The sequence below is a fragment of the Actinomadura violacea genome (assembly GCF_017573465.1).
Lineage (GTDB): Bacteria > Actinomycetota > Actinomycetes > Streptosporangiales > Streptosporangiaceae > Spirillospora > Spirillospora violacea.
Map to the genome: position 1 here is coordinate 349062 of NZ_JAGEPF010000003.1, position 24142 is coordinate 373203.

Below are 24142 nucleotides of genomic sequence, written 5' to 3' on the forward strand. Positions count from 1 at the left end.
AGGTGCGTTCGCGGCATCGGCGCGTCATGGTCTGCTCCTTCCCGGGGGCCGGTCGATGTGATGAGTATGGGCGGCGCCGCCGGAGGGACGCAACGGGTTTTGCCCGGCGGTGGTGAGCGCGGTTTCGGCGGCGTTCGCCGCGGGAGGTTCCGTTCAGCGGAAACGCGCTGTTCCGCCGGCGGTGCGGCGCGGCGAGGCTGGGGTGACCGAGCCGCCCGCGGGCGCGGGCGCGTGTGCGAGGAGGAGCAGGCGATGGCGTTGCTGGATCCCGGGACGTGGACGGGGAAGATCTTCACCGGCGGGTGGGCGGCCGCGGACGGCGGGACGCTCCCGGTCGTCGAGCCGGCGACCGGCGCGGAGCTCGGCACGCTGGGGAACGCCTCGGCGCGCGACGTCGCCGCGTCGGCCGCGGCGGCCGCCGCCGCGCAGCGCGACTGGGCGGCCCGCACCTACGAGGAGCGCGCGGCGGTGCTGCGCCGCGCGGGCCGGCTGTTCGAGGAGCACGCCGCCGAGATCCAGGACTGGATCGTGCGGGAGGCGGGGTCGGTGCCGGCGAAGGCGGAGCTGGAGGCGCACTTCGCGGCGGGCCTGTGCTACGAGGCGGCGGCGCTGGCCTCCCATCCGCAGGGGCTGGTGCTGCCGTCGGCGCAGCCGCGGTGGAGCCTGGCGCGGCGCCGCCCCGCCGGGGTGGTCAGCGTGATCGCGCCGTTCAACTTCCCGCTGATCCTGTCGATGCGGTCGGTGGCGCCGGCGCTGGCGCTCGGCAACGCGGTGCTGCTCAAGCCCGATCCGCGCACCGCGGTGTGCGGCGGCGTCAGCCTCGCGCGGGTGTTCCAGGAGGCGGGGCTGCCCGAGGGGCTGCTGCATCTGCTGCCGGGCGGGCTGGAGGCCGGGGAGGCGGTGGTGTCGGCGCCGCAGGTGCGGGTGGTGTCGTTCACCGGGTCGACGGCGGCGGGCCGCAGGATCGGGGAGACGTGCGGGCGGCTGCTCAAGCGCGCGCACCTGGAGCTCGGCGGCAACAACGCGCTCATCGTGCTGCCGGGCGCCGACATCGGCAAGGCGGTGTCGGCGGGCGCGTGGGGGTCGTTCCTGCACCAGGGGCAGATCTGCATGACCACCGGCCGGCATCTGGTGCACGAGAGCCTGCACGAGGAGTACGTCGCCGCGCTGGCCGAAAAGGCCGACGGGCTGCCGGTCGGGGACCCCGCGGCGGGGCCGGTCGCGCTCGGCCCGATCATCGACGCGGGGCAGCTCGCGCACGTCGACGCCCTCGTCCGCGACACCGTCGACGCCGGGGCGCGCCTGGCTGCGGGCGGCACCCACGAGGGACTGTTCTACCGGCCGACGGTGCTGGCGGAGGTCACCCCCGACATGCCCGCCTACGCGCGCGAGGTGTTCGGGCCGGTCGCGCCGGTCGTGCCGTTCGCGGGGGTGGACGAGGCGGTCGCGCTGGCGCGTGACAGCGAGTACGGGCTGTCGCTGGGGATCCTCGGCGACGTGGGGCAGGCGATGGCGATCGCCGACGCGGTCCCGACGGGGCTGGTGCACATCAACGACCAGACCGTCAACGACGAGCCGGTGGTGCCGTTCGGGGGGCTGGCGGCGTCGGGGAACGGGTCGCGGTTCGGCGGCCCGGACGCCAACATCGAGGCGTTCACCGAGACGCAGTGGGTGACGGTGCGCGGGGAGATCGCCCCCTACCCGTTCTGACGCCCCGCCGGCGCCCCGCCCTGCGCGGGCGCGCCCTGCGCGGGCGCGCCCTGCGCGGGCGCGGCGGCGCCGGGCAGGACGCCGTCGAGGTACTCGGTGACGGCGGCGCGCAGGTCGCCGCCGCCGGGTTCGGGTCCGGCGCCGGCGACCGCGTCGAACAGCACGCCCTCGATGAAGGCGATCAGCCGCGGCCCGTGCCGGCCGGGGTCGGGCGACCCCGCCTGCCGCATCAGCTCGGACGCGCCGGCGCGGTACCCGCGTCCCAGCTCGTCGTATATGGCGCGCAGCGCGGGGCGGCGGGTCGCCTCCAGCGCCAGCTCGTAGCGGGCCAGTACCCAGGCGCGGTGCTCGCGCAGCTGCACCTCCAGCATCACGGCGACGGCGTCGATGAGCGCGGCGCGGCGCGGCCCGCGCAGGTCCGCGCCCGACAGGGCCTCGAACCCGGCGAAGCGGCGCCGGTCCAGCTCGGTGAGGCGCCGCAGCGCCAGCTCCAGCAGCGCGGCGCGGGTGCGGGCCAGGTTGGAGGTGGACCCGGCGGGCAGCCCCGCGGCCCGGTCGACGGCGCGGTGGGTGAGGCCGCGCATCCCGGCGGCGGCGAGCAGCGCGATGGCGGTGTCGGCGACCAGCTCGGCGCGCGGGGACGTCATACCCCGATCCTACCGCCCGCTCACTACAGGCGTAGTATCGGAACTACGGATGTAGTGAGAAAGGGTGTTCCCCCATGGCGCACGCGATCGTGATCGGCGGCGGAATCGGCGGCCTCACCGCCGCGGCGGCCCTGCACGCCCACGGCTGGACGGTGGCTCTGCACGAACGCGCCGCCACCCTCGAACCCGTCGGATCCGGCCTGGCGATCGGCCCCAACGCGCTGCGCGCCCTGGACACCATCGGCGCCGGCGACCCCGTCCGCGCCCTCCACGCCTTCCACGGCGAAGGCGGCGTCCGCCGCGCCGACGGACGCTGGCTGTCGCGCACCTCCATCCAGACCGCCGCCGACCGCTACGGCGACCCGCTCGTCGTCACGCTGCGCGCCGCCCTGGTCGACCTGCTCGCCGACCGGCTCCCCGCCGGCGCCCTGCACCTGGACTCCACCGCCGCCCTCGCCTCCCCCGGCGACGCCACCACCCCCGCCACGGTCACCACCACCGCCGGCGAGCAGACCGCCGACCTCGTCGTCGCCGCCGACGGCATCCACTCCCCCACCCGCACCGCCCTGTTCCCCGGCCGCTCCCCCATCCGCTACACCGGCCTGACCGCCTGGCGCGCCGTCACCCGCGCCCCCGCCGGCGGCCTCACCCCCGCCGAGGCATGGGGCCGCGGCCTGGTGTTCGGCATCAACCCCCTCGCCGGCGACCGCGCCTACCTGTACGCCACCGCCCCCGCCCCCGAAGGCGCCAGCGCCCCCGGCGGCGACGAGCGCGCCGAACTGATCCGCCTGTTCGGCGGCTGGTACGACCCCGTCCCCGCGCTGCTGGAGACCGTGGAACCGGCCGCGGTCCTGCGCAACGACGTCTACCACATGCCCCGGCCGCTGCCCGCCTTCCACCGCGGCCGCGCCGCGCTGCTCGGCGACGCCGCGCACCCCATGACCCCCAACCTCGGCCAGGGCGCCTGCCAGGCCATCGAGGACGCCGTCGTCCTCGCCCACCACGCCACCGCCGCGACCCGCACCGGCACCGGCACCGGCACCGGCACCGGTGACCTGCCGCGGGCACTGGCCGACTACACCGCGGCGCGGCGGCGCCGCACCACCCAGGTGATGCGGCGCTCCCACCACCTCGCCCGCCTCACCGCCCTGACGGGCGCCGTGCCGGTCGCCGCCCGCGACACCGCCGTCCGCCTCGCCGGGCTGCTCGGGCCGACCGCGCTCGTCCGGCAGGGCGACATGATCTTCCGGTGGCGGCCGCCCACCGAACCCGCCTGACCCCCGGGCCCCGCATCACCCGCCGGTCAGCGCGCGCACCAGCACCACCCACCGGTCGGGGTGGGCGTCGGCGACCAGCGCACCGGGCGCGATCCCCGCGGCGGCCAGCGCCGCGTCCACCCGCCGCCGCGGATACCGCTCCCGCAGCGACGCCCGCAGCGACCCGCCCCGCCCGGTGAACCCCAGGTCCACGCATCGCAGGTACTCGCCCATCGACGCCGCCGGCAGCAGCGGCCGCGGCCGCCGCACCAGCCGCAGCACCGCGCCGTCCACCCGCGGCACCGGCCGGAACAGCCCCCGCGGCACCCGCCCGCCCATCTCCCAGCCGAACTCCGGCCAGGTCCGCACCGTCAGCCGCGACCAGCGCCCGTACCCGCCGGTCCGCTTGCGCGCGTACTCCAGCTGCGTGATCAGCGTCGCCGACGCCAGGCCGGGCGCCGCCAGCGCCCACCCGACGATCCGCGACGTCGCGGCGAACGGGATGTTGCCCGCCAGGTGGAACGGGCCCGCCGGCGGACGCGCCGCCAGGAAGTCCCCGCTCACGCACCGCACGTTCTCCAGCGCCGCGCACCGCGCCCGCAGCCGCGCCGCGAGCCGCGGATCGATCTCGTAGGCGATCACCCGCCCGGCGCGGGCCGCCAACGCGGCGGTGATGCGGCCGTCGCCCGCGCCGGCCTCCACGACCAGCGCGCCGGACGCGGGCACCACGGCACGGGCGTACCGGGCGATCGCCGCGGAATCGGACAGGAAGTTCTGCGACAGCGCGCGCCGCGCATGCGCGCGCGAGCCGCCGTGGTGGTGCTGGTTCAGGGTCGCCGTCCTCGGCTTGCGGCCCCAGGCGGGCCGGCCGGACGGGCACCGAAGGCACCACGCAGCACGCGGCGGCATCACCGCGAGCGTGACCTGCCGACGAAAGGCGGCAAAGCGCGGCCGGGCCCGTCCGAGATGGTCAATGGACGCTCGAAAGCCCTGGACCGCAGGGGACACCGGCGACGGCGCACGGCCTCACAGACCGCCGCACCAGCACGAGAAAAAAGGCGGGACGCCTACACGGCCCCGCAGAGAAGATCAGGCGCGGGCACGCGCCCCAGGCCGGTCCAGGACGGGACGGGCCACACGCAGCCGGACATAGGCGGCGTGGCCGGTCCCCAGGACCGCGCTCTTGATGAAACAGGCCATGCCGGCGATCGTAGGAGACCACCCGCCCCGCCCCCAACAGGTTTTCCCCGGCCCCGGCCAGGCCCGGCGCGGCGGCGCCCTCGTAGGCTGGGCGGCCCGACCCCGTCCGCCACGCCGCCAGGGGGAGCCATGGGCCGCGATCCCGACTACCTGGCGTTCCTGCGCCGCCGCCTCACCGAACCCGCGCCCCCGACCGGGCCCGGCGCCGCGGATCGCGGCGACGCCCGCGCCCGCGCGATCGAAGCGGCGCGCCGCGAGCACGCCGCCGACCTCGCACGCTCCCCACGCCCGCCCGTCCCCCTCGTCCGCGACCTCACCGTCGACGGCCCCGCCGGGCCCCTGCCCGCCCGCCTCTACCATCCCGGCGGCGACCGGCCCGCGCCCGCGATGGTGTACTTCCATGGCGGCGGCTGGGTCCTCGGCGACGTCGACTCCTACGACCCCGTCGTACGGGCCCTCGCCGCCGCCAGCGGGGTCGCCTGGCTGTCGGTCGGCTACCGCCGCCCGCCCGAGGACCCCTTCCCCGCCGCGGTCGACGACTCCGTCGCCGCCGTCCGCTGGACCACCGCCCACGCCGCCCGCCTCGGCGTGGACCCCGCCCGCACCGGCGTCGCCGGCGACAGCGCCGGCGGGCAGCTCGCCGCCGCCGCCGCGAGCCTGCTGCGCGCCCCCGGACCCGCCCGCCCCGCCCTGCAACTGCTGGTGTACCCGGCGCTGGACCTGCGCGACGTCCCGCCCGCACCACCCGACCCCGACGGCCTGCCCTGGCCGCCCTCCGACGTCCGCCGCGCCCTGCGCCTCTACCTCGACGGCGCCGACCCCGCCCGCCCCGACGCGTCCCCGCTGCTGGACCCCGACCCCCGCGGCCTGCCGCCCGCGATCATCGCGCCCGCCGAACACGACCGGCTCCGCCCGCAGGCCGAACAGCACGCCGCCCGCCTGCGCGCCGCCGGCGTACCCGTCACCCTCATCCCCGGCACCGGCCTGGACCACGGCTTCCTCGGCTGGGGCTCGTTCGCGCGCCGCCCCGCCGACACCGTCGCCCGCATCGGCGCCGCCGTCCGCGCCGCCCTCACCGCCCCGCCCGCACCCGCGGAACCGCCGCCGCCCCCCGCTTGACCGGCCTTGACCGTCCCCGCCGCGCCGCCGGGACGGCCGTCGACGTCGCTTGCCCCGCCCGTTTAACCGCCTTGACGTGGGCAATCACCATACGGAGCGGGATTTTCGCCGAACCTCGCCAACGGTTGAGGAGGACCCGTCTTGAGGGCGACGCACCAGATGCGCATGGTCCGGGCCGAAGCGTCCGGGACCGAGGAATGGGCCTGCCCGACCTGCGGCCGCCGGATGCTGCTGCAATGGCCGCCCCACTACAGCAAGCAGATCCTCGACCCCGGCGACGAGAGCGCCACCCACGTCGGCTCCTCCACCGACCTGCCCGGCGAGCAACCCGCCCCCGGCACCCCGGCCTGCGACACGCCGCGCCGCTGGCTCCGCGAGACCGGCGTCGACCCCGCCGCCCCCGTCTGACCCCACCACCCGCACACCGCACCCGTCAAAGGCGCGCCAACTCCCGCCGCAGCAGATCCAGCCCCATCGGCCCCAGATCCAGCGCCCGCCGATGGAACTCCTTCAAATCGAACGCCCCGCCCGCACGGCGCCGCGCCTCCGCACGCCCCTCCAGCCACACCCGCTCCCCCACCTTGTACGCGATCGCCTGCCCCGGACACCCCAGATACCGGTCGATCTCATACGCGATCGACGCATCGGTCTCCGGCCCCGTATGCGCCCGCAGGAACCGGAAACCCAGCTCCGGCGTCCACCGCTCCCCCTCATGGAACCCCGACCCCGCCGGGATCTCCAGCTCCAGATGCATCCCGATGTCCAGGATCACCCGCGCCGCCCGGAACTGCTGACCACCCGCCAGCATCCCCAGCCGGTACGCCGGATCCCCGTAATACCCCAGCTCGTCCATCAACCGCTCCGCGTACAGCCCCCACCCCTCCGCATGCCCCGGGAACAGCTCACCCGACAACCGCTGGAACCGGTTCAGCACCCCGGTGTTCAGCGTCGTCACACCCAGCTGCAGATGATGCCCCGGCACCCCCTCGTGGAACATCGTCGCCGGCACCGTCCACGTCACGATCTCCTGGTCCGGATCCGCCACCGTCCACCACACCGTCCCCGGACGCGACAGATCCTCCGCCGGCGCCAGGTAGTACACCCCCGACTCCACCGCCGGGATCCGGCACTCCACCCGCCGCAACGGCTCCGGAATGTCGAAATGCGTCCCGTCCAGATCCGCGATCGCCCCGTCCGCCAGCTCCTGGATCCACACCCGGAACGCCTCCGCACCCCGCACCCGGTACGCCGGATCGGCGTCCAGCACCGCCCGCACCGCCGCCACCGGCTCCCCCGGACGGATCGCCGCGGCCGCCTCACCCATCTCCGCCTCGATCCGCGCCAGCTCCCGCCACCCCCACGCGTACACCTCCTCCAGATCCAGCTCCGTCCCGAGGAAGTTCCGCACCCCCAGCCGATACCGGTCCGCGCCCAGCGCATCCCGCTCCGGCGCCCGCGGCACCACCTCACCGGCCAGGAACCCCGCGAAGTCCTCCAGCGCCCGCGACGCCGCCGCCACCGCCGACTCCAACCGCCCCCGCAACGGCCCGTCCCCGTACCGCCCCGCGAACCCCGCCAAGAACCCCGGCATCTCCCGGCACTCCCGCACATTCCGCAGCACCTGCCGCCGCGCAGCGACTCCTCCAGCGACACCCGCAGCCCCGCCAACGCCCCCGCCAGCCCGCCCACCCGCGCCGCCACCGCGTCCCAGTCGGTCGCCGCCCCCCGATCCAGCAGATCCACCGCCGTCCGCAACCGCTGCACCGGACCGTCGATGGTGTCCAGCTCCCACGCCCGCACACCCGCCTCGTCCAGCGCCCGCTCGCACTCCAGACGCTCCCGCAGCACCGCCGCCGCCACCCCGCCGCCCCCCGCAGGAGCGATCCGGTCCAGCTCCGCCAGCGTCACCCGCGTCAACTCCGCACGCGCCGCCCGCCCCTCCGGCCCGAAATCGGTCAGCCGCGACTCCTGCCCCGCGATCCCCATCAACGCCGCCCGGCACGGATCCAACGCCGCGAAAGCATCCACATACCGGTCGGCCAGCGCGTCCACAGCGGTCCCAGAAGCAGTCATCGCCCCAGGCTAGGACCACCCGCCCCACAAAGCGATCAAGCAAAGGCCCCGATCACAGCGGACCCCCATCACCGCCCCCCGACCCCGTCGGCGAAGGCGACGGCGACCCCGACGACGGCGGCGGCGACGGACGCGCCGGCGTCGACGGCGCCACCGACGGCGCCTGCACCGACGGAGTCGGCTCAGGAGGCTCCGCCGGCGGATCCTTCGGCCGCGGCTGACACGCGAACAGCACCGCCATCAACAACACCAACACCACCAACGCCCCCGCCAACGCCAGCACCGCCGCCACCAGACTCCGCTCCGGCGGACGCTCCGGACCCTGCACCGGCCCACCGCCCACCGGCCTCGGCCCCGGACGCGCCAGCGCCGCCTCCGACGACCCCAGCCAATGCGGCTGGAACTGCGGACCGCGCCGCAACCCCCAACGCCGCCCACCACCCAGCAGCACCGGCTCCAAGAACCGCTCCGCACCCGGCACGTCCGCCTCGTACGAAGTCGCCACCCACGGCGCCGGACCATCCGGCTGCGCCGCCACCACCGGCGCCCCACCACCACGCGCCACACCATCAGGACCCGGCACCGCCGCCACGATCGCCGCCCGGAACCGGTCCCGCGCCGCGGCGTCCTCCGCCGCACCCCGGTTCAGCACCGCCACACTCGCGCGCCGCCCCTCACCGTCCACCCCCAGGAACACGATCCCGGCAGCGGACTCCGACAAACGCGCCGACAAACGGTACGGCCCCAGCAGCGCGGGATCGCCCGGGGGCAACGGCCTCGACATGGCCGCAACCCTAACAACCGCCCCCGGCCCGCGACCCCACCACGACCGCCCCCGCCCCCCACCGGCACCCCCACCCGCACCGGCATCCACCCCGCACGCACGGATCGCGCACGAACGGGTAAAGGTGATCGCGTAGGGTCGGAACGCGCCCGCTCACACCCGTCGCACAGTGAGGGACACCCACATGACCATCGCCGCCAACGACGTCGACGAGGCCGCCGCGCTGCTGCAGACCACCCTCGCCGAGGTCAAGAAGGTCATCGTCGGCCAGGACCACATGGTCGAGCGCATGGTCGTCGCCCTCCTCGCCCGCGGCCACTGCCTCATCGAAGGCGTCCCCGGCGTCGCCAAGACCCTCGCCGTCGGCACCCTCGCCAAAGTCGTCGGCGGCACCTTCGCCCGCCTCCAGTTCACCCCCGACCTCGTCCCCTCCGACATCGTCGGCACCCGCATCTACCACCCCTCCACCGAGCAGTTCGACGTCGAACTCGGCCCCGTCTTCGTCAACTTCGTCCTCGCCGACGAGATCAACCGCGCCCCCGCCAAGGTCCAGTCCGCCCTCCTGGAGGTCATGGCCGAACGCCAGGTCTCCCTCGGCGGCAACACCTATCCCCTCCCCCGCCCCTTCATCGTCCTCGCCACCCAGAACCCCATCGAGTCCGAAGGCGTCTACCCCCTCCCCGAAGCCCAGCGCGACCGCTTCCTGATGAAGATCGACGTCCACCACCCCTCCGCCCACGAGGAACTCCACATCCTCCAGCGGATGAGCATCGACCCGCCCGAGGCCACCCCCGTCCTGGACGCCGACCGCCTCGCCGAACTCCAGCGCGCCGCCGAAGAGGTCTCCGTCCACGAACTCGTCGCCGACTACATCGTCCGCCTCGTCATGGCCACCCGCGAACCCGAGCAGTACCGCCTGCCCGACCTGCGCCCCGTCATCGAGATCGGCGCCAGCCCCCGCGCCACCCTCGGCCTGGTCTCCACCGCCCGCGCCCTCGCCCTGCTGTCCGGCCGCGACTACGTCCTGCCCGACGACGTCCAGGCCGTCGCCCGCGACGTCATCTCCCACCGCCTCGTCCTGTCCTTCGACGCCCTCGCCGACGGCACCGACCCCGCCGAGGTCATCGACCAGATCCTCGCCGCCGTCCCCCCGCCCCGCGTCGTGTGGAACCACGGCGCCGCGGCGGTGACCACCGCATGACCGCCCCGCGCCGCGACGACGACAAACTCGCCCAGCTCGCACCCGAACGCACCCTGCGCCGCCTGGAACTCCAGGTCACCCGCCGCCTCGACGGCCTGCTCAACGGCGAGCACCTCGGCCTGCTCCCCGGCCCCGGCACCGAACTCGCCGAAGCCCGCCTCTACCAGCCCGGCGAGGACGACGTCCGGCACATGGACTGGGCCGTCACCGCCCGCACCACCACCCCCCACGTCCGCGACCTCGTCGCCGACCACGAACTCGAAGCCTGGGCCCTGGTCGACCTCACCCCCAGCATGGACTTCGGCACCGCCGGCATGGTCAAACGCGAACTCGCCGTCGCCGCCCTCGCCGCCGTCGGCTTCCTCACCGTCCGCCTCGGCGACCGCGTCGGCGCCTACCTCCAGCACCCCGGCGGCCTGCGCCGCTGGCCCGCCCGCACCGGCAAGGCCGCCCTCTACGCCCTCCTGCAGGCCGTCCTGGACGCCCGCACCGACCCCGGCACCGGCCCGCCCGCCCGCATGTCCGGCACCACCGCCACCGCCGGCGCGCCGCACGGCGACCTCGCCGCCGCCATCACCTCCCTCGCCCGCGGCCAGACCCGCCGCGGCCTGCGCGTCGTCATCTCCGACTTCCTCCCGCCCGCCGGCGCCGACCCCGTCACCGACCCGGACGAGCAACCCGCCTGGGAGAGCCCGCTGCGCCGCCTCGCCGCCCGCCACCAGGTCCTCGCCGTCGAGGTCATCGACCCCCGCGAACTCGACCTCCCCGACATCGGCCTCGTCGAGATGACCGACCCCGAGACCGGCGCCGTCCACGAGATCGTCCTCAGCCGCCGCACCCGCCAACGCTACGCCGAGGCCGCCGCCGCCCAACGCGCGCACACCCGCGCCGCCCTGCGCCGCTGCGGCGTCCACCACCTCGTGCTGCGCACCGACCGCGACTGGATCACCGACGTCGCCCGCTTCGCCGTCCGCCAGCGCCGCGCCGCCGGGCGGGCCGTCAGCACCGCGGGAGTGCGCCCATGACCTTCCTGTCGCCCGACCGCCTCTGGCTGCTGGCCCTCGCGCCGATCCTCGCCGGCCTGTACATCGTGCTGCAGATGCGGCGCCGCAACTACGCCGTCCGCTTCACCAACCTCGCCCTGCTGTCCCAGGTCGCCCCCAAGCGGCCCGGCTGGCGCCGGCACGTCGCCGCGGTGCTGTTCCTCGCCATGATCATCCTGATGATGATCGGGTTCGCCCGCCCCGCCAGCTCCGTCAAGGTGCCCCGCGACCGCGCCACCATCATGGTCGCGGTCGACGTGTCCCTGTCGATGATGGCCCAGGACGTCGCGCCGAACCGGATGGAGGCCGCCAAGGCCGCCGCCAAGAAGTTCATCCGCGAGCTGCCGTCCCGCTTCAACGTCGGCGTCGTCTCCTTCGCCGGGAACGCCAACCTGATCGCCGCGCCGTCCGCCGACCGCGACACCGCGATCGCCTCCCTCGACCAGCTCAGCCTCGCCAAGCGCACCGCGATCGGCGAGGCCGTCTTCACCTCCCTGCAGGCCATCCGCACCTTCGACACCCAGGCCGCGCACGATCCGCCGCCCGCCCACATCGTGCTGCTGTCCGACGGGGACAACACCACCGGACGGTCCGTGCAGGAGGCCGTCGACGCCAGCCGCGCCGCGCACGTCCCGGTGTCCACCATCGCGTTCGGCACGCCGTACGGCACCGTCGACATCGAAGGGGAGACCACCAGCGTCTCGGTCAACAAGGAGGCGCTGAAGACCCTCGCCACCAGCACCCAGGGCAAGGCCTACGAGGCCGCCGACGCCGGCCAGCTGCGCGAGGTGTACACCAACATCGGCAGCTCCCTCGGCTTCAAGATCGAGCACCGCGACGTCGCCGCCCGCTACACCGGCATCGCGCTGCTGTTCGCGCTGGCCGCCGGCGGGTTCTCCCTCGCCTGGTTCTCCCGCCTGCCCTGACCCCGCCCGCCGCCGGGACCGTGGCGGCGCGGGGACGTCCCGAACGCTGATACGGTCGGCCGACGTGGGGGAACACTACTTCGCCGAGCGGCCGGGAGCCGCGAGCCGCCGCCGCACCGTGGACCTGGTCCTGCCGGACCTGCACCTGCGGCTGGACACCGACAGCGGCGTGTTCTCCCCCGACCGCGTCGACGCCGGCACCCGCGTCCTGCTCGAGACCGTCCCCGCGCCGCCGCAGGCCGGCGACCTGCTCGACCTCGGCTGCGGCTACGGCCCCATCGCGCTCACCTTGGCGAGCCGCTCGCCGCAGGCGAGCGTGTGGGGTGTGGATGTGAACCAGCGAGCGCTGGAGCTCGCGGGTTTGAATGCTCAAGCCGCCGGCCTTGACAATGTAAGGTTCAGCTTGGCGGACGACGTCGACCCCGGCCTGCGCTTCGCCGCGATCTGGTCCAACCCGCCGATCCGGATCGGCAAGGCCGCCCTGCACGACCTCCTGCTCGCCTGGCTGCCCCGCCTGTCCCCCGGCGCCCTCGCCCACCTGGTCGTGCAGAAGCACCTCGGCTCCGACTCCCTCCAGCGCTGGCTGAACGACCAGGGCTTCCCCACCGAACGGATCGCCTCCCGCTCCGCCTACCGCGTCCTGCGCGTCTCGTCCCGCACGGAAGGCCACACCCGATGAGCACCACCGACTCCGCGCCCGGCCGCAGGCAGCTGCGTCCCACCGACGTCAAGCGCCTCAACCGCGACTGGCGGCGCCGCACCGAAGGCCGCCTCGGCCTGCTGGTGGAGTCGGTCACCCAGCCGTTCAACATGGGCTCGATCATCCGCAGCGCAGCGGTGTTCGGCGTCGAGCGGCTCTGGCTCGCCGGCAACGCCACGCCCCCCGACCAGCGCAACGTCGCCAAGACCGCGCTCGGCACCGAACGCCTCGTCCCCTGGGAGCACGCCGGCACGCCCGCCAAGGCCGCCGCCGCCATCCGCGAGGAGGGACTGCGCATCATCGCGATCGAGCTCACCGGCGACGCCGTCCCGCTGCACGAGGCGCCCCTGGACGGCGACGTCTGCCTCGCCGTCGGCGGTGAGGACCACGGCTGCTCCCCCGCCCTGCTCGCCGCCGCCGACGCCGTCGCCTACATCCCCCAGATCGGACGGGTCGGCTCGCTCAACGTCGCCGTCGCCACCGCCATCGCGCTCGCCGAGGCCCGCCGCCGCGAATGGTCGTCCTGACCCGCCGCACCGGGTTATGATCACCGCGTGCCGTTCCTCTTCCGTGCGTAAAGCGCCGCGCTAGCCGCCCGCCCCCAGGGCGGCCCGCGCATCCCGGCGTCCACGCACGTCCCTCCGCGCGACCACGCGGGCCCTTCAGAGGAACACCCCCATGGCACCCTCCTACACGGCTGTCCTGCGCACCCCACACGCCGGCCGCACCTTCGGCGCGGCCCTGCTCGGCCGCCTGTCCTACGGGACGATCCTCCTCTCCCTCACCTTCGCGCTCACCGCCTCCACCGGCTCCTACACCACCGCCGGCGCGCTGATGGCGGCCCTCGGCCTGACCATCTCGGTGCTGTCGCCGCTGCGGGCCCGCCTCATCGACCGGTACGGGCCGCGCGCCGCCCTGCCGCCCATGGCGGGCGCCTACGCGCTGGCGCTGCTCGGCCTCGCCGCCTGCACCTGGCGCCCCGGCGCGCCCGTCGCGCTGCTCGTGGCGCTCATCGCGGCCGCCGGCGCGTCCGCTCCCCCGCTCGGCCCCGTCATGCGGACGCTGTGGAGCGACCTCGTCCCCGGCGAAGCGCTCCGCCGGCGCGCCTACAGCCTCGACGCCGTCGCCGAGGAACTGCTGTACATCACCGGCCCGCTGCTGGCCGGGCTGGCGACCGCGGTGGCGTCCCCCTCCCTCGGCGTCGCCGCGAGCGCCGTCCTGGTCGCCACCGGGACGGTCGGGCTGGTGACCTCCCCCGCCGTCCGCCCGCACCCCGCCGGGCACCGCCCGGGACGCGGCGGCCGCGCACTGCAGTTCGCGCCCGTCATCGCCGCGGCCGCGACCGGCGCCGCCCTCGGATGCATGGACCTGCTGGCCGTCGCGTCCGCCCGGCACCACCACCACGCCACCGGCGGCGCCTGGGTGATGGCGGCGATGTCGGCCGGCAGCGCCCTCGGCGGCCTCGCCTACGGCGCCATCGGCTGGCGGCCCTCACCGCGCGTGCGGCTGGCCTTCCTGGCCGCCGCGCTCGGCACCACCATCGCCGCGGCCGGGCTCGCCCCGGGCGTCGGCGTGCTCGCCGCCGCGATGTTCGCCGCGGGCGCGTTCGTCGGACCGTCGCTGACCACCGCCTACCTGCTGGCCGACGCCGACGCGACGCCCCGCGACCGCGTCCGCGCCGGTGCCTGGGTCAACACCGCGGTGAACCTCGGCTCGTCCGCCGGGACCGGCGCGATCGGCGCCTGCCTGGACGCGCTGCCGCTGCCCGCGTGCTTCGCGGTCGCCGCCGCACCGGCCGCCGTCGCCGCCCTCGTCCTGGCGGCCCCCCGGATTTTGCGGAAACGGCAAAGGAGTTCGCCGGATCCGGTCCCGGGAACGAGCATGGCAGCGGAAACGGCCACGACACATCCCCAAGGACGCATGATGAGCGACGACGACGGCACCACCGCCGAGGAGTTCTGGGACGCCCGCTACGGCGAGAGCGACCGGATCTGGAGCGGCGACCCCAACACCGTCCTGGTCCGCGAGGCCGCGGACCTCCCGCCCGGCACCGCGCTCGACCTCGGCGCCGGCGAGGGCGCCGACGCCGTCTGGCTCGCCGGCCGCGGCTGGCGCGTCACCGCGGTCGACATCTCCCGGGTCGCCCTGGAGCGCGGCGCCCGGCATGCCGCGGACGCCGGCGTCGGCGACCGCGTCGACTGGCAGCACCACGACCTCGCCGTGTCCTTTCCCAAGGGCGAGTTCGACCTGGTGTCCGCGCACTTCCTGCACTCGCCCCGCGAGATGCCCCGCGCGGAGATTCTGCGTTCGGCCGCCGCAGCCGTCGCGCCCGGCGGCACGCTGCTGATCGTCGGCCACGCCGGGCCGCCGCCGTGGGAGCAGCCCGACCACGAGCACGCCGGCGGGCACGACCACCACCACGACATGCACCTGCCCACCCCCGACGAGGTGCTGGAGTCACTGCGGCTCCCGCAGGACGCGTGGGAGGTGCAGCACAGCGGCGAGCATGAACGCGTCCAGACCGCCCCGGACGGCGAGACCGTCACCCGCATGGACAACGCCCTCAAGCTGCGCCGCCTCGCCTGACCCCGCCTCCCGCCGCGTCCCCGGCCGCGCGCACGGCCCGGGGACGCGGCGGGGCGTCTCAGCCGGCCGAGGCGGTCTCGATGACCTCGTCCAGCACCTCCCGGGACCGGACCAGGTCGGTGATCATGCGGTCGATGCGGTCGCGCTCTGCGGTGAGATCGGCCACCAGCCGCGGCGTCGCCCGCTCCGACGGGCCGCCGTCGGCGTCGCGCATGCACGGCAGCAGCCGCGCGATCTTCTCGCTGTGCAGCCCGGCAGCGAACAGCTCCTGGATGCGGATCACCCGGTCCACGGCGCCCTCGCGGTACTCGCGGTGGCCTCCGGGCGTGCGCTCGGCCACCAGGAGCCCCTGCTGCTCGTAGTAGCGCAGCGACCGTTCGCTCACCCCGGTCCGCCGGGCCAGCTCACCGATCCGCATATCCCCGCCCTTGAACCTGACATCGATGACAACTTCGACCGTACCGGGGCGACGCACACGACACCACTCCCGGCACGCACATCGCGGTCCGCGCGGCGCAGCCACCCGATCGGCTAGCTCGCGGCTTGCCCCGCGTCCGGCACCCTCGCACCGGCCTCGTCCGCGCGGGCCCCGGGGCCGGGCGAGGGCTGCGGCCTGCCGCGCAGCGGAACCTCCTTCACCAGCAGCGCCGCGGCCAGCGAGACGGCGCACACCACCGCCCCGAGCAGGAAGATCTGGTGCGTGCCGGTGACGAACGAGTGCAGGTAGGCGTCCCTGGCCGCCGGCGGCAGTCCGGCCGGGGACGCCCCGTCCGCCGGCACCGGCCCGTGGATGGCCCGGTTGAACAGTGACCCGAACACCGCCACCCCCACCGACCCGCCGATCGTCCGGAACAGGGTGATCGCCGCCGACCCGGCCCCCATGTCGCGCATCTCGACGCTGTTCTGCGCGATCGTGGTGACCATCTGGGTCAGGAACCCGGTCCCCACGCCCACCAGCGCCATGTAGCAGCCGGTGACCGCGCGGGGCGTCGAGGCGTCCATGGTCGACAGCAGGAGCAGGCCCGCGGTCATGCACACCGTGCCGAGCACCGGGAAGACCTTGTACCGGCCGGTCGCCGACATCACCCGGCCGCCGATCTGCGAGACCACCAGGACCGGCGCCATCATCGGCAGGAGCAGCAGCCCGGAGTCCGACGCCGACGCGCCCTGGACGGTCTGCTGGAACAGCGGCAGGTACAGCGCGCACCCGAACATCGTCACCCCCGACACCAGCATCAGCACCGACATCAGCGGGAAGTTGCGGTGCCCCGTGAAGATCCGCAGGGGCAGCAGCGGCTCGGCGGCCCGCCGCTCCACCGCCACGAACGCCGCCGTCCCCGCGGCCGCCGCCGCGATCAGCGCGAGGACCTGCCACGACGTCCACGGGTAGGTGCTGCCGGCCCAGGTCGTGGCCAGCACCAGCGCGGAGACCACCGCCGTCATCAGCGTGATGCCGGCCCAGTCGATGCGGGCCTTGGCGCGGTCCGCGGGCAGCCTCAGCAGGAACCAGCACCACACCAGCGCGACCGCGCCGAGCGGCAGGTTGACGTAGAACGCCCACCGCCAGCCGGCGTGACCGGTGATGAACCCGCCGACCAGCGGGCCGCCGATCGTGCCGACGGCCATCACCGAGGCGGTCATTCCCTGGTACCGGCCCCGCTCCCGGGGCGGCACCAGCGCCCCGATCAGCGCGAACGCCAGGGCGCCGATGCCGCCCGCGCCGAGCCCCTGCACGGCACGGAACACGATCAGCTGCACCATCGACTGCGCGGCGCCCGACAGCGCGGACCCCGCCACGAACACCACGACGGCCAGCAGGTAGACGCTCTTGCGTCCGAACAGGTCGCCGGACTTGCCCCAGACGGGCGTGGACGCGGCGGTGGCCAGCGTGTAGGCGGTCACGACCCAGGAGATGTGCTCCAGGCCGCCGAGGTCGCCGACGATCGTCGGCATCGCGGTGCCGACGACCATGTTGTCCAGCATCGACAGCAGCATCGCGAGCATCACGCCCAGCAGGGCCCACCGGACGGCCCTGGGCGCGGGCGGAGACGGATCGGGTGCGGACATGGCTGATCACCTCACTCATGCGGGAATCGGGGAGCGCCGGGCCGCCTCGGGCATCGCCGCCGGGCCCGGCGCTCCCACAAAAGCACACTCGATACAAAAGTGCAACGAGTCAACTTTTCTATTGAGGCAACCGAGAGGCTAGGATGGCGGCATGACGGAGACGGAGACGATGGGCCGCCGCGAACGCAAGAAGGCCGCCACCCGCAAGGCGCTCGCCGACGCGGCGCTGCGGCTGTTCCTGGAGCACGGCTACGACAACGTCGGCATCAAGGACGTCGCCGAGGCCGCCGACGTCTCCACCACCACGCTGTTCAAGCACTTCCCCAGCAAAGAGGCACTGGTGTTCGACCTGGACGCCGACGTCGAGGCCGCGCTCGTCGCCGCCGTCCGCGACCGGCCGGCGGGCACCTCGGTACCGGCCGCGCTGCGCGCGCACGTCCTGCGCCGCAAGTTCGTCACGGGCGACCCCGCCGCGGACCGCTTCGGTCGGCTCGTCGACGGCAACCAGGCATTGCGCGACTACGCGCACCGCATGTGGATGCGCCACGAGACCGCCCTGGCCCGCGCCATCGCCGAGGACGCGGGACTCCCCGAGGACGATGCCGCCTGCGCCGCCCTCGCCCACTTCGCGCTCGAGACCGCCGCCCTCGTCCATGGCCGCGCCGACCGCCATGAGACGGTCGAGCGCGCGTTCGACCTGCTGGAGAACGGCTGGCACGCCACCGCCGGCGCCGCTCGCCCGACCGACTGACGCGGCCGGCCATGATGCCACGAACACCGAAGGGCCCGGCCGCGTCGACGCGGCCGGGCCCTTCGGTCTACGGGTGGGTTACGCGGTCTGCTCCATGAGCGCCGCGAACTCCTCCAGGGAGATCTTGCCGTCATGGTTGGCGTCGGCCGCCACGACGACCTCCACGGCCCGCGTCTCGGTGATGCCCTGCCCGAGCTTGGTCATCAGGTTCTTCAGCTCGGCCGTGGAGATGTACCCGTCGCCGTCCACGTCCACCAGCTCGAACGTCGCCCGGTACTCGTTCACGTCGGCCATGGCGCTGCTCCTCTTGCTGATCGTCTGGGGAGGCGACGTTAGCAGTCACAGTCCCGGGCCCGGCGCCTTTACGCAGTAAGGTAAGGCTGGCGGCGGGCGTCGGCCATAATCGGACGGGTGCCCCGCTCGTACGCCTTCCTCGACCATCCGGGCCCGATCCCGTTCGCCCACCGCGGCGGCGCGAGCGGCCGGCCGGAGAACTCGATGGCCGCCTTCCAGCGCGCGATCGACCTCGGCTACCGCTACCTGGAGACCGACGCCCACGCCACCGCGGACGGCGTCGTCGTCGCCTTCCACGACCGCACCCTCGACCGGGTCACCGACCGGACGGGCGCGATCGCGCGGCTGCCCTACGCCGAGGTCGCCAAGGCCCGCATCCGCGGCACCGAGCCCATCCCCCGCCTCGAGGACGTCCTGACGGCCTGGCCGGACGCCCGCGTCAACATCGACCTCAAGGACGCCCCGGTGATCGGCCCGCTCGCCGAGGTGCTGCACCGCACCGGCGCCTGGGACCGGGTGTGCATCACCTCGTTCTCCACCCGCCGGCTCGCGCAGATGCGGGCGCGCCTGCCGCTGTTCGACGCGCGGGACGTGTGCATGGCGCTGGGGCCGCGCGGGCTGATGGCGCTGCGCGCCAAGTCCTACGGCGGCCCGACCGCCAAGCTCGTCCGGCTGGCCGCGACCGGTGTCGCCTGCGCCCAGGTCCCCTACGGGCTCGGGCCCGTCCCGTTCGTCACCGAGGCGTTCATCTCCGAGGCGCACCGGCTGGGCCTGAAGGTGCACGCCTGGACGGTCAACGACCCCGCCGCGATGAACCGGCTCCTCGACATCGGGATCGACGGCATCATGACCGACGACCTGGTCGCCCTGCGCCACGTCATGGCGTCCCGCGACCTGTGGCCGCGCCCGACCCCGGCGTCCTGACCCGGGCCTCCCGGCCCTGAGGGCCGCGAGCGGGCCGCGGCGTCAGCGGCCGAAGCCCGGCGGGTGCTGCGGGCCGCCCGGGCGGTACTCCGCGGCGATCCGCAGCGGCGCGTGCTGCGGGCGCTCGGGCTGGTGGGGCGCGGCGGGGCCGGCCTGGGTGAGGTCAAGGCGCCCGGCGCGCAGGCTCTCCAGCAGCTCCAGGTCCTCCGCCGACACGAGGGCGGCCATCACCTTCCCACGGCGGGTCAGCGCCACGCGCTCCCCCGTGTAGGCGACCCGGTTCACCAGGTCGGCGAACTCCTTGCGTGCCTCCGTCACCGGCTTTTCCACGCTGTTCATCGTATAGCGAACTCCCCTGGCCCCTCCGGGCGCGCGACTGTAGGTTCACGAGATGTACAGAGCGTACGTTCCGTACAGATCAAAGAGGAGGGCGCATGTTCGAACGACCGGAAGGCGACCGCCCCGCGGGACGGGCGGAGACGTTCGCGCCGCGGACGACGGCGAAGGTGGCAGAGGCCCCGCAGTTCGCGGACGCGCAGCTGTCCGAGCGGCTGCTGGCGCAGCGGATCGTGTTCCTCGGCACGGAGATCGACGACCAGGTCGCCAACCGGGTCAACGCGCAGCTCCTGCTGCTCGCCGCGCACGACGCCCAGCGCGACATCACGATCTACATCAACTCCCCCGGCGGCGTGGTCGACGCCGGGATGGCGATCTACGACATGATGCAGTTCGTCCCGAACGACATCTCGACGGTGGCGATGGGCATGGCCGCCTCGATGGGGCAGACGCTGCTGTGCGCGGGGACGGCCGGCAAGCGGTACGCGCTGCGGCACGCCCGGGTGATGATGCACCAGCCGCACGGCGGGATCGGCGGCACCGCGTCCGACATCAAGATCCAGGCCGAGCAGTCGCTGTACCTGAAGCGGACCCTGGCCGAGCGCACCGCGTTCCACACCGGGCAGCCGCTGGAGCGGATCCAGGAGGACGGCGACCGCGACCGCTGGTTCACCGCCGAGCAGGCCCGCGAGTACGGCTTCGTCGACCACGTCATCGACAGCACGGACCGCGTCGGATCGTGACCCCGCCGGGGCGCCGCGGGGGGCGCCGCCGGACGATCGGCGGGCGCGGCACGGCACGGCCGCAAACAGCAGGGTTGGACCGGACGGGTTGCGGGAATCTTGTCACGGTCTGGAGCGTTGGTCAGGGCAAGACCGCAAGCCGTCTGGGAGGCACGTGACGATGGCCGAGCGCGCACTTCGCGGCACCCGACTCGGAGCGACGAGCTACGAGAACGATCGCAACACCGATCTGGCCCCTCGGCAAGAGGTGGACTACACCTGCACCAAGGGCCACCGGTTCACCGTGACGCTCGCAGCCGAGGCCGAGGTGCCGATGACCTGGGAATGCCGCAGCTGCGGCGCCACGGCCCTGCGGGTCGACGGGGAGCTGCCCCAAGCCAAGAAGGGGAAGCCGCCGCGCACCCACTGGGACATGCTCATGGAGCGCAGAACCGTGGAGGACTTGGAGGAGGTCCTCGCCGAGCGGCTGGAGATCCTGCGGGCGGGCCGGCGGAGATCCGCCTGACCGTCTGAGATCGGCGAAAGGCCCGCACCGGAAGGTGCGGGCCCTTTCGCATGCGCCCCGAAAAGCGAGTGCGTCAGGTGCGGGACGGGTGGTCGTCCTCCTCGACGACCTCGCCGCGCACGACCGGGCCGCGGGGCGTGCCGGCGTCGCGGGCCTCCCCGTCCGGGTCGAACGGGCCGAACCCGCCGCCCAGCGGGCCGAACCCGGGGCCGCCGGCACCGGGCGGGAAGGTCATGGACGCGCGGTCACCGGCCAGGCGCATCCGCCGGGCGGCGTACCGGGAACCGACGCGGCGGACGAGCGGCCGGGTGAACGGCAGCACGAACAGCAGGCCGAGGACGTCGGTGATGAGCCCGGGGATCAGCAGCAGGACGCCGCCGGCCATGACCAGCGCGGCGTCGCCGAGCTCCCGGTCGGGCACGGTGCCGCGGCGCAGCGTGTCCTGCAGGACGCGCCAGGCGCGGCGGCCCTCCCGGCGGACGATCCAGGCGCCGAGCAGCGTCTCGGCCGCCAGCAGCGCGAGCGTCGGCCAGACGCCGATCACCCCGCCGACCTGGACGAGCAGGACGATCTCCACGACCGGTATCAGCAGGAACGCCAGGACCAGTGCGAGCGGCAGCATGGCTCCATTTTCGGGGTTGCGAGCTTCTCCTGTACCGGTGTCAACGCCAGGACGCCCCCGAACGTTTCCCCCGGACGGCCGCCGGGCCCCCCGGGCCTCCGGGACTACCGGCGCTCGCCGCGCGTCAGCGCGTACCGTCCTGCTTGCCGGTGCGCTCGGCCATCCCCCACTGGGTGATGCGCAGCGCCGCCTCCATCATCACGTCGCGGCTCATCTTGCTGGTGCCGTGGACCCGCTCGACGAAGGTGATCGGCACCTCGACGACCCGCAGACCCTTGTGCAGCGCGCGCAGCGCGAGGTCGATCTGGAAGCAGTAGCCGCGCGAGTCCACGCCCTCCAGGCCGATCTTGTCCAGGGTGGCGGCGCGGAAGGCGCGGTAGCCGCCGGTGGCGTCGTGCAGCGGGATGCGCAGCATCAGCCGGGCGTAGGTGTTGGCGCCGCGCGACAGCGCCTCGCGCCGCTTGGGCCAGTTCTCCACCTTGCCGCCGGGCACCCAGCGGGCGCCGATGACCAGGTCGGCGTCCTCCAGCGCGGCCAGCAGCCGGGGCAGCTCCTCCGGCTGGTGGGAGCCGTCGGCGTCCATCTCGACCATGACGTCGTAGCCCTGCTCGGCGGCCCAGCGGAAGCCGGCGATGTAGGCGGGGCCGAGGCCCTCCTTGCCGGTGCGGTGCAGCACCTTGACCTGGTCGTCCGCGGCGGCCATCGCGTCGGCGGCCTCGCCGGTGCCGTCCGGGCTCGCGTCGTCCACGACCAGCACGTCCACCGACGGGACGGCCTTGCGCACCCGGCCGGTGATGCGCTCGATGTTCTCCCGCTCGTTGTAGGTCGGGATGATCACGAGCACCCTGCCGAGGTCGGCTGGGATCTCCATCGGTGTCAATTCTCCTCGTTCTTCCTGGCCGTCGTCCATGCCGCGGCGCACAGCGCCCCGATACCCACCGCGACCAGCACCCATTCCGGCACCTCGCCGACCCGGTCGGCCAGGGTGCGCTCGGTGCGCTCGGGGACGCTCGCGACCTGGATGTCGGGCACGAACTCCCTGGAGCGGTCGATCATCCGGCCGTCCGGGGCGACGATCGCGCTGATCCCGCTCGTCGCGGCAACCAAGATCGTACGGCCATGTTCGACCGCGCGCAGCCTCGACATGGCGATCTGCTGGGGCGGCAGGCTGGTGCGGCCGTAGGTGGCGTTGTTGGTCTGGACGATCAGGATCCGGCCGCGGGAGACGTCGCGGACCTCCCGGTCGTAGGCGACCTCGAAGCAGATCACGTCGCCGATGTCGACGGGCCCGAGCCGCATGACCCCCGACCGGGTGCCCTTGGCGAAGTCCCGGGGGATCAGCTCGAACCGCTTGATGATCTTGGTGAGGACGTCCCGGTACGGCAGGTACTCGCCGAACGGGACGGGGTGCCGCTTGACGTAGTAGTCGCCGGGGCCGGTCACCGGGTCCCACACGATCCCGCGGTTCTCGACCATCTTGCGGTCGGGGGTGTCGGTGAGGGCGCCGACCAGGACGGGGACGCCGACGTCCTTCACGGCGCCGTCGATGGCGCGGTAGGCGTCGGGCTCGGTGTAGGGGTCCAGGTCGCTGGAGTTCTCCGGCCACACCACCAACTGCGGCCGGGCGACCTTGCCGGCGCGGACCTCGGCGGCCAGCTCGTGGGTGGCCTTGACGTGGTTGTTCAGGACGGCCTTGCGCTGGCCGAGGAAGTCCAGGCCGAGGCGGGGCACGTTGCCCTGGATGACGGCGACGGTGACGTGCTTGCCATCGGTGGGGGTGGGGATGAGCGCGCCCGCGCCGGTGACGGCGCCGGCGACGACCAGGGCGAGGCCCGCGGAGACGGCGGCGCGGCGCCTGCCGGGGCGGCTCGCCGTGCCGCCCGTGCCCTCGCCCGTGCCTTCGTCGTCGGTGGTGCCTTCATCGGCGGCGGTGCCGCGGCGGGGCGGGCGGAGCCGCCAGGCGGCGACGGCGGCGGCGGCGAGCAGCCCGCCGAGCAGCGCGGTCAGGAAGGTGACCAGGGGCGCGCCGCCGACCGAGGCGTAGTGCGTGAGGGGCGTGGCGGTCTGGGAGAAGGCCAGCCGCGCCCACGGGAACCCGCCGAACGGCTCGCGGCCGCGCAGCGCCTCCTGGGCGACCCACAGCGCCGCCGTCCACACCGGCCAGCCGGGCAGCCGGGTGACCAGCGCGATCGCGGCGCCCATGGGGATGAAGTACAGCGCCTGGACGAGGCTCAGCGCGGCCCAGGCGTCCGGGCCGACCGGGATCAGGCCGTCGAGGGTGGGCAGGAAGAACGCGGCGCCGCCGAGGAAGCCGAGCCAGGCGCCGGTGCGGGCCCGCTGCCCGCGCAGCGCGAGGGTGAGGGCGGCGATGGCGACCGGCCCGAGCGGGGTCAGGTCGAACGGCGGGAAGGCCAGGCACAGCAGGGCGCCCGCGGCCACCGCCACGAGGGTGCGGGGCCAGCCGGCGCGCCCGCCGGTGCGCAGGAAGCGCCGAGCGGCCCGGCCGAGGCGGGCGGCGCGCCCGGGGCGCGCGGCCGCGCCGGCGTCCGCCGGTCCGCCGACCGGCGGCCGGTCCGGGAGGGTCTCCTGGGCCACGTGCACCCCTCGTTCGCTCGATCCGTCCGCCGAACGCTACCGGCCCGCGGCGGCCGGGGC

Annotated in this window: 24 protein-coding genes and 1 pseudogene; 14 read left to right on the forward strand and 11 right to left on the reverse strand. The window is 74.7% G+C overall.

Features of this window, described 5'->3' with window-relative positions; all coding sequences use genetic code 11:
* Positions 1 to 252: 252 nt before the first annotated feature.
* Entirely contained in the window at positions 253 to 1710 is a 1458-nt protein-coding gene (locus J4709_RS05625; RefSeq protein ID WP_208237647.1) for a benzaldehyde dehydrogenase, read from the forward strand.
* Here J4709_RS05625 and J4709_RS05630 read toward each other — a convergent pair.
* On the reverse strand, positions 1698 to 2357 hold the full coding sequence (locus J4709_RS05630) for a TetR/AcrR family transcriptional regulator (protein WP_208237648.1): 660 nt from the start codon (positions 2355 to 2357) through the stop codon (positions 1698 to 1700). The two genes, J4709_RS05625 and J4709_RS05630, sit on opposite strands and share 13 nt — an antisense overlap.
* 74 nt (positions 2358 to 2431) lie before the next feature.
* On the opposite strand from J4709_RS05630, the gene J4709_RS05635 reads away from it, so the two are divergent.
* Positions 2432 to 3634: an FAD-dependent monooxygenase gene (locus J4709_RS05635; RefSeq protein ID WP_208237649.1), complete on the forward strand. Its 1203-nt coding sequence runs from the start codon at positions 2432 to 2434 to the stop codon at positions 3632 to 3634.
* A 15-nt stretch (positions 3635 to 3649) separates the two neighbouring features.
* Here J4709_RS05635 and erm read toward each other — a convergent pair whose 3' ends face one another.
* The gene (gene erm, locus J4709_RS05640; RefSeq protein WP_208237650.1) at positions 3650 to 4522 is read right to left on the reverse strand and encodes an ErmE/ErmH/ErmO/ErmR family 23S rRNA (adenine(2058)-N(6))-methyltransferase; all 873 of its coding nucleotides are present in this window, start codon (positions 4520 to 4522) and stop codon (positions 3650 to 3652) included.
* Positions 4523 to 4942: 420 nt separating this feature from the next.
* Between erm and J4709_RS05645 the strand changes: the two genes are divergently transcribed.
* Both J4709_RS05645 and J4709_RS05650 read left to right on the forward strand, forming a co-directional pair.
* Complete coding sequence (locus tag J4709_RS05645; RefSeq protein ID WP_208237651.1) at positions 4943 to 5932, forward strand: alpha/beta hydrolase; 990 nt, start codon at positions 4943 to 4945, stop codon at positions 5930 to 5932.
* Between the two features lie 141 nt (positions 5933 to 6073).
* On the forward strand, positions 6074 to 6340 hold the full coding sequence (locus tag J4709_RS05650) for a hypothetical protein (protein ID WP_208237652.1): 267 nt from the start codon (positions 6074 to 6076) through the stop codon (positions 6338 to 6340).
* Positions 6341 to 6365: 25 nt separating this feature from the next.
* Here the strand turns inward: J4709_RS05650 and J4709_RS05655 are convergent.
* Both J4709_RS05655 and J4709_RS05660 read right to left on the reverse strand, forming a co-directional pair.
* Positions 6366 to 8005, reverse strand: a pseudogene (locus tag J4709_RS05655) (DUF885 domain-containing protein).
* A 52-nt stretch (positions 8006 to 8057) separates the two neighbouring features.
* On the reverse strand, positions 8058 to 8789 hold the full coding sequence (locus tag J4709_RS05660) for a hypothetical protein (RefSeq protein WP_208237654.1): 732 nt from the start codon (positions 8787 to 8789) through the stop codon (positions 8058 to 8060).
* Between the two features lie 184 nt (positions 8790 to 8973).
* Between J4709_RS05660 and J4709_RS05665 the strand changes: the two genes are divergently transcribed.
* The 6 genes from J4709_RS05665 to J4709_RS05690 all read left to right on the forward strand — a co-directional run bounded on the left by J4709_RS05665 (position 8974) and on the right by J4709_RS05690 (position 15245).
* Positions 8974 to 9990, forward strand: coding sequence for an AAA family ATPase (locus J4709_RS05665; RefSeq protein ID WP_208237655.1), 1017 nt, complete (start codon positions 8974 to 8976; stop codon positions 9988 to 9990).
* Positions 9987 to 11015, forward strand: coding sequence for a DUF58 domain-containing protein (locus J4709_RS05670; RefSeq protein WP_208237656.1), 1029 nt, complete (start codon positions 9987 to 9989; stop codon positions 11013 to 11015). Before J4709_RS05665 ends, J4709_RS05670 begins: the two co-directional genes overlap by 4 nt.
* Positions 11012 to 11959 (forward strand): VWA domain-containing protein, encoded by a 948-nt coding sequence (locus J4709_RS05675; protein WP_208237657.1) that lies wholly within the window; start codon positions 11012 to 11014, stop codon positions 11957 to 11959. Before J4709_RS05670 ends, J4709_RS05675 begins: the two co-directional genes overlap by 4 nt.
* Positions 11960 to 12023: 64 nt before the next feature.
* The gene (locus J4709_RS05680; protein WP_208237658.1) at positions 12024 to 12638 is read left to right on the forward strand and encodes a class I SAM-dependent methyltransferase; all 615 of its coding nucleotides are present in this window, start codon (positions 12024 to 12026) and stop codon (positions 12636 to 12638) included.
* Complete coding sequence (locus J4709_RS05685) at positions 12635 to 13186, forward strand: TrmH family RNA methyltransferase (protein ID WP_208237660.1); 552 nt, start codon at positions 12635 to 12637, stop codon at positions 13184 to 13186. The genes J4709_RS05680 and J4709_RS05685 overlap by 4 nt, the downstream gene beginning before the upstream one ends.
* 151 nt (positions 13187 to 13337) lie before the next feature.
* Positions 13338 to 15245: an MFS transporter gene (locus tag J4709_RS05690; protein WP_208237662.1), complete on the forward strand. Its 1908-nt coding sequence runs from the start codon at positions 13338 to 13340 to the stop codon at positions 15243 to 15245.
* 58 nt (positions 15246 to 15303) lie between these two features.
* Here J4709_RS05690 and J4709_RS05695 read toward each other — a convergent pair whose 3' ends face one another.
* Both J4709_RS05695 and J4709_RS05700 read right to left on the reverse strand, forming a co-directional pair.
* Positions 15304 to 15663: a MerR family transcriptional regulator gene (locus J4709_RS05695; protein ID WP_208237664.1), complete on the reverse strand. Its 360-nt coding sequence runs from the start codon at positions 15661 to 15663 to the stop codon at positions 15304 to 15306.
* Positions 15664 to 15776: 113 nt separating this feature from the next.
* The gene (locus J4709_RS05700) at positions 15777 to 17312 is read right to left on the reverse strand and encodes an MDR family MFS transporter (protein WP_208237666.1); all 1536 of its coding nucleotides are present in this window, start codon (positions 17310 to 17312) and stop codon (positions 15777 to 15779) included.
* Positions 17313 to 17463: 151 nt separating this feature from the next.
* Here J4709_RS05700 and J4709_RS05705 point away from each other — a divergent pair, with 151 nt between their 5' ends.
* Complete coding sequence (locus tag J4709_RS05705; RefSeq protein ID WP_208237668.1) at positions 17464 to 18063, forward strand: TetR/AcrR family transcriptional regulator; 600 nt, start codon at positions 17464 to 17466, stop codon at positions 18061 to 18063.
* Between the two features lie 78 nt (positions 18064 to 18141).
* Here the strand turns inward: J4709_RS05705 and J4709_RS05710 are convergent, their stop codons facing one another.
* Positions 18142 to 18357 (reverse strand): EF-hand domain-containing protein, encoded by a 216-nt coding sequence (locus J4709_RS05710; RefSeq protein WP_208237670.1) that lies wholly within the window; start codon positions 18355 to 18357, stop codon positions 18142 to 18144.
* 117 nt (positions 18358 to 18474) lie between these two features.
* Here J4709_RS05710 and J4709_RS05715 point away from each other — a divergent pair, with 117 nt between their 5' ends.
* On the forward strand, positions 18475 to 19281 hold the full coding sequence (locus tag J4709_RS05715; protein WP_208237672.1) for a glycerophosphodiester phosphodiesterase family protein: 807 nt from the start codon (positions 18475 to 18477) through the stop codon (positions 19279 to 19281).
* Between the two features lie 42 nt (positions 19282 to 19323).
* On the opposite strand, the gene J4709_RS05720 is transcribed toward J4709_RS05715, so the two are convergent.
* The gene (locus J4709_RS05720; protein ID WP_232383011.1) at positions 19324 to 19620 is read right to left on the reverse strand and encodes a type II toxin-antitoxin system Phd/YefM family antitoxin; all 297 of its coding nucleotides are present in this window, start codon (positions 19618 to 19620) and stop codon (positions 19324 to 19326) included.
* Between the two features lie 95 nt (positions 19621 to 19715).
* On the opposite strand from J4709_RS05720, the gene J4709_RS05725 reads away from it, so the two are divergent.
* Together J4709_RS05725 and J4709_RS05730 are read left to right on the forward strand one after the other, a co-directional pair.
* On the forward strand, positions 19716 to 20360 hold the full coding sequence (locus J4709_RS05725) for a ClpP family protease (protein WP_208237674.1): 645 nt from the start codon (positions 19716 to 19718) through the stop codon (positions 20358 to 20360).
* A gap of 160 nt (positions 20361 to 20520) precedes the next feature.
* A complete protein-coding gene (locus J4709_RS05730; RefSeq protein ID WP_067472838.1) occupies positions 20521 to 20865 on the forward strand; it encodes an RNA polymerase-binding protein RbpA in 345 nt (114 codons plus the stop codon).
* 73 nt (positions 20866 to 20938) lie between these two features.
* Here J4709_RS05730 and J4709_RS05735 read toward each other — a convergent pair whose 3' ends face one another.
* The 3 genes from J4709_RS05735 to lnt form a co-directional block, all read right to left on the reverse strand.
* Positions 20939 to 21487, reverse strand: coding sequence for an FxsA family protein (locus J4709_RS05735; protein ID WP_232383012.1), 549 nt, complete (start codon positions 21485 to 21487; stop codon positions 20939 to 20941).
* A gap of 124 nt (positions 21488 to 21611) precedes the next feature.
* Positions 21612 to 22358, reverse strand: a complete 747-nt coding sequence (locus tag J4709_RS05740; protein ID WP_208237676.1) for a polyprenol monophosphomannose synthase — start codon at positions 22356 to 22358, stop codon at positions 21612 to 21614.
* A 5-nt stretch (positions 22359 to 22363) separates the two neighbouring features.
* On the reverse strand, positions 22364 to 24082 hold the full coding sequence (gene lnt / locus J4709_RS05745; RefSeq protein WP_307801000.1) for an apolipoprotein N-acyltransferase: 1719 nt from the start codon (positions 24080 to 24082) through the stop codon (positions 22364 to 22366).
* Between the last annotated feature and the right edge of the window lie 60 nt (positions 24083 to 24142).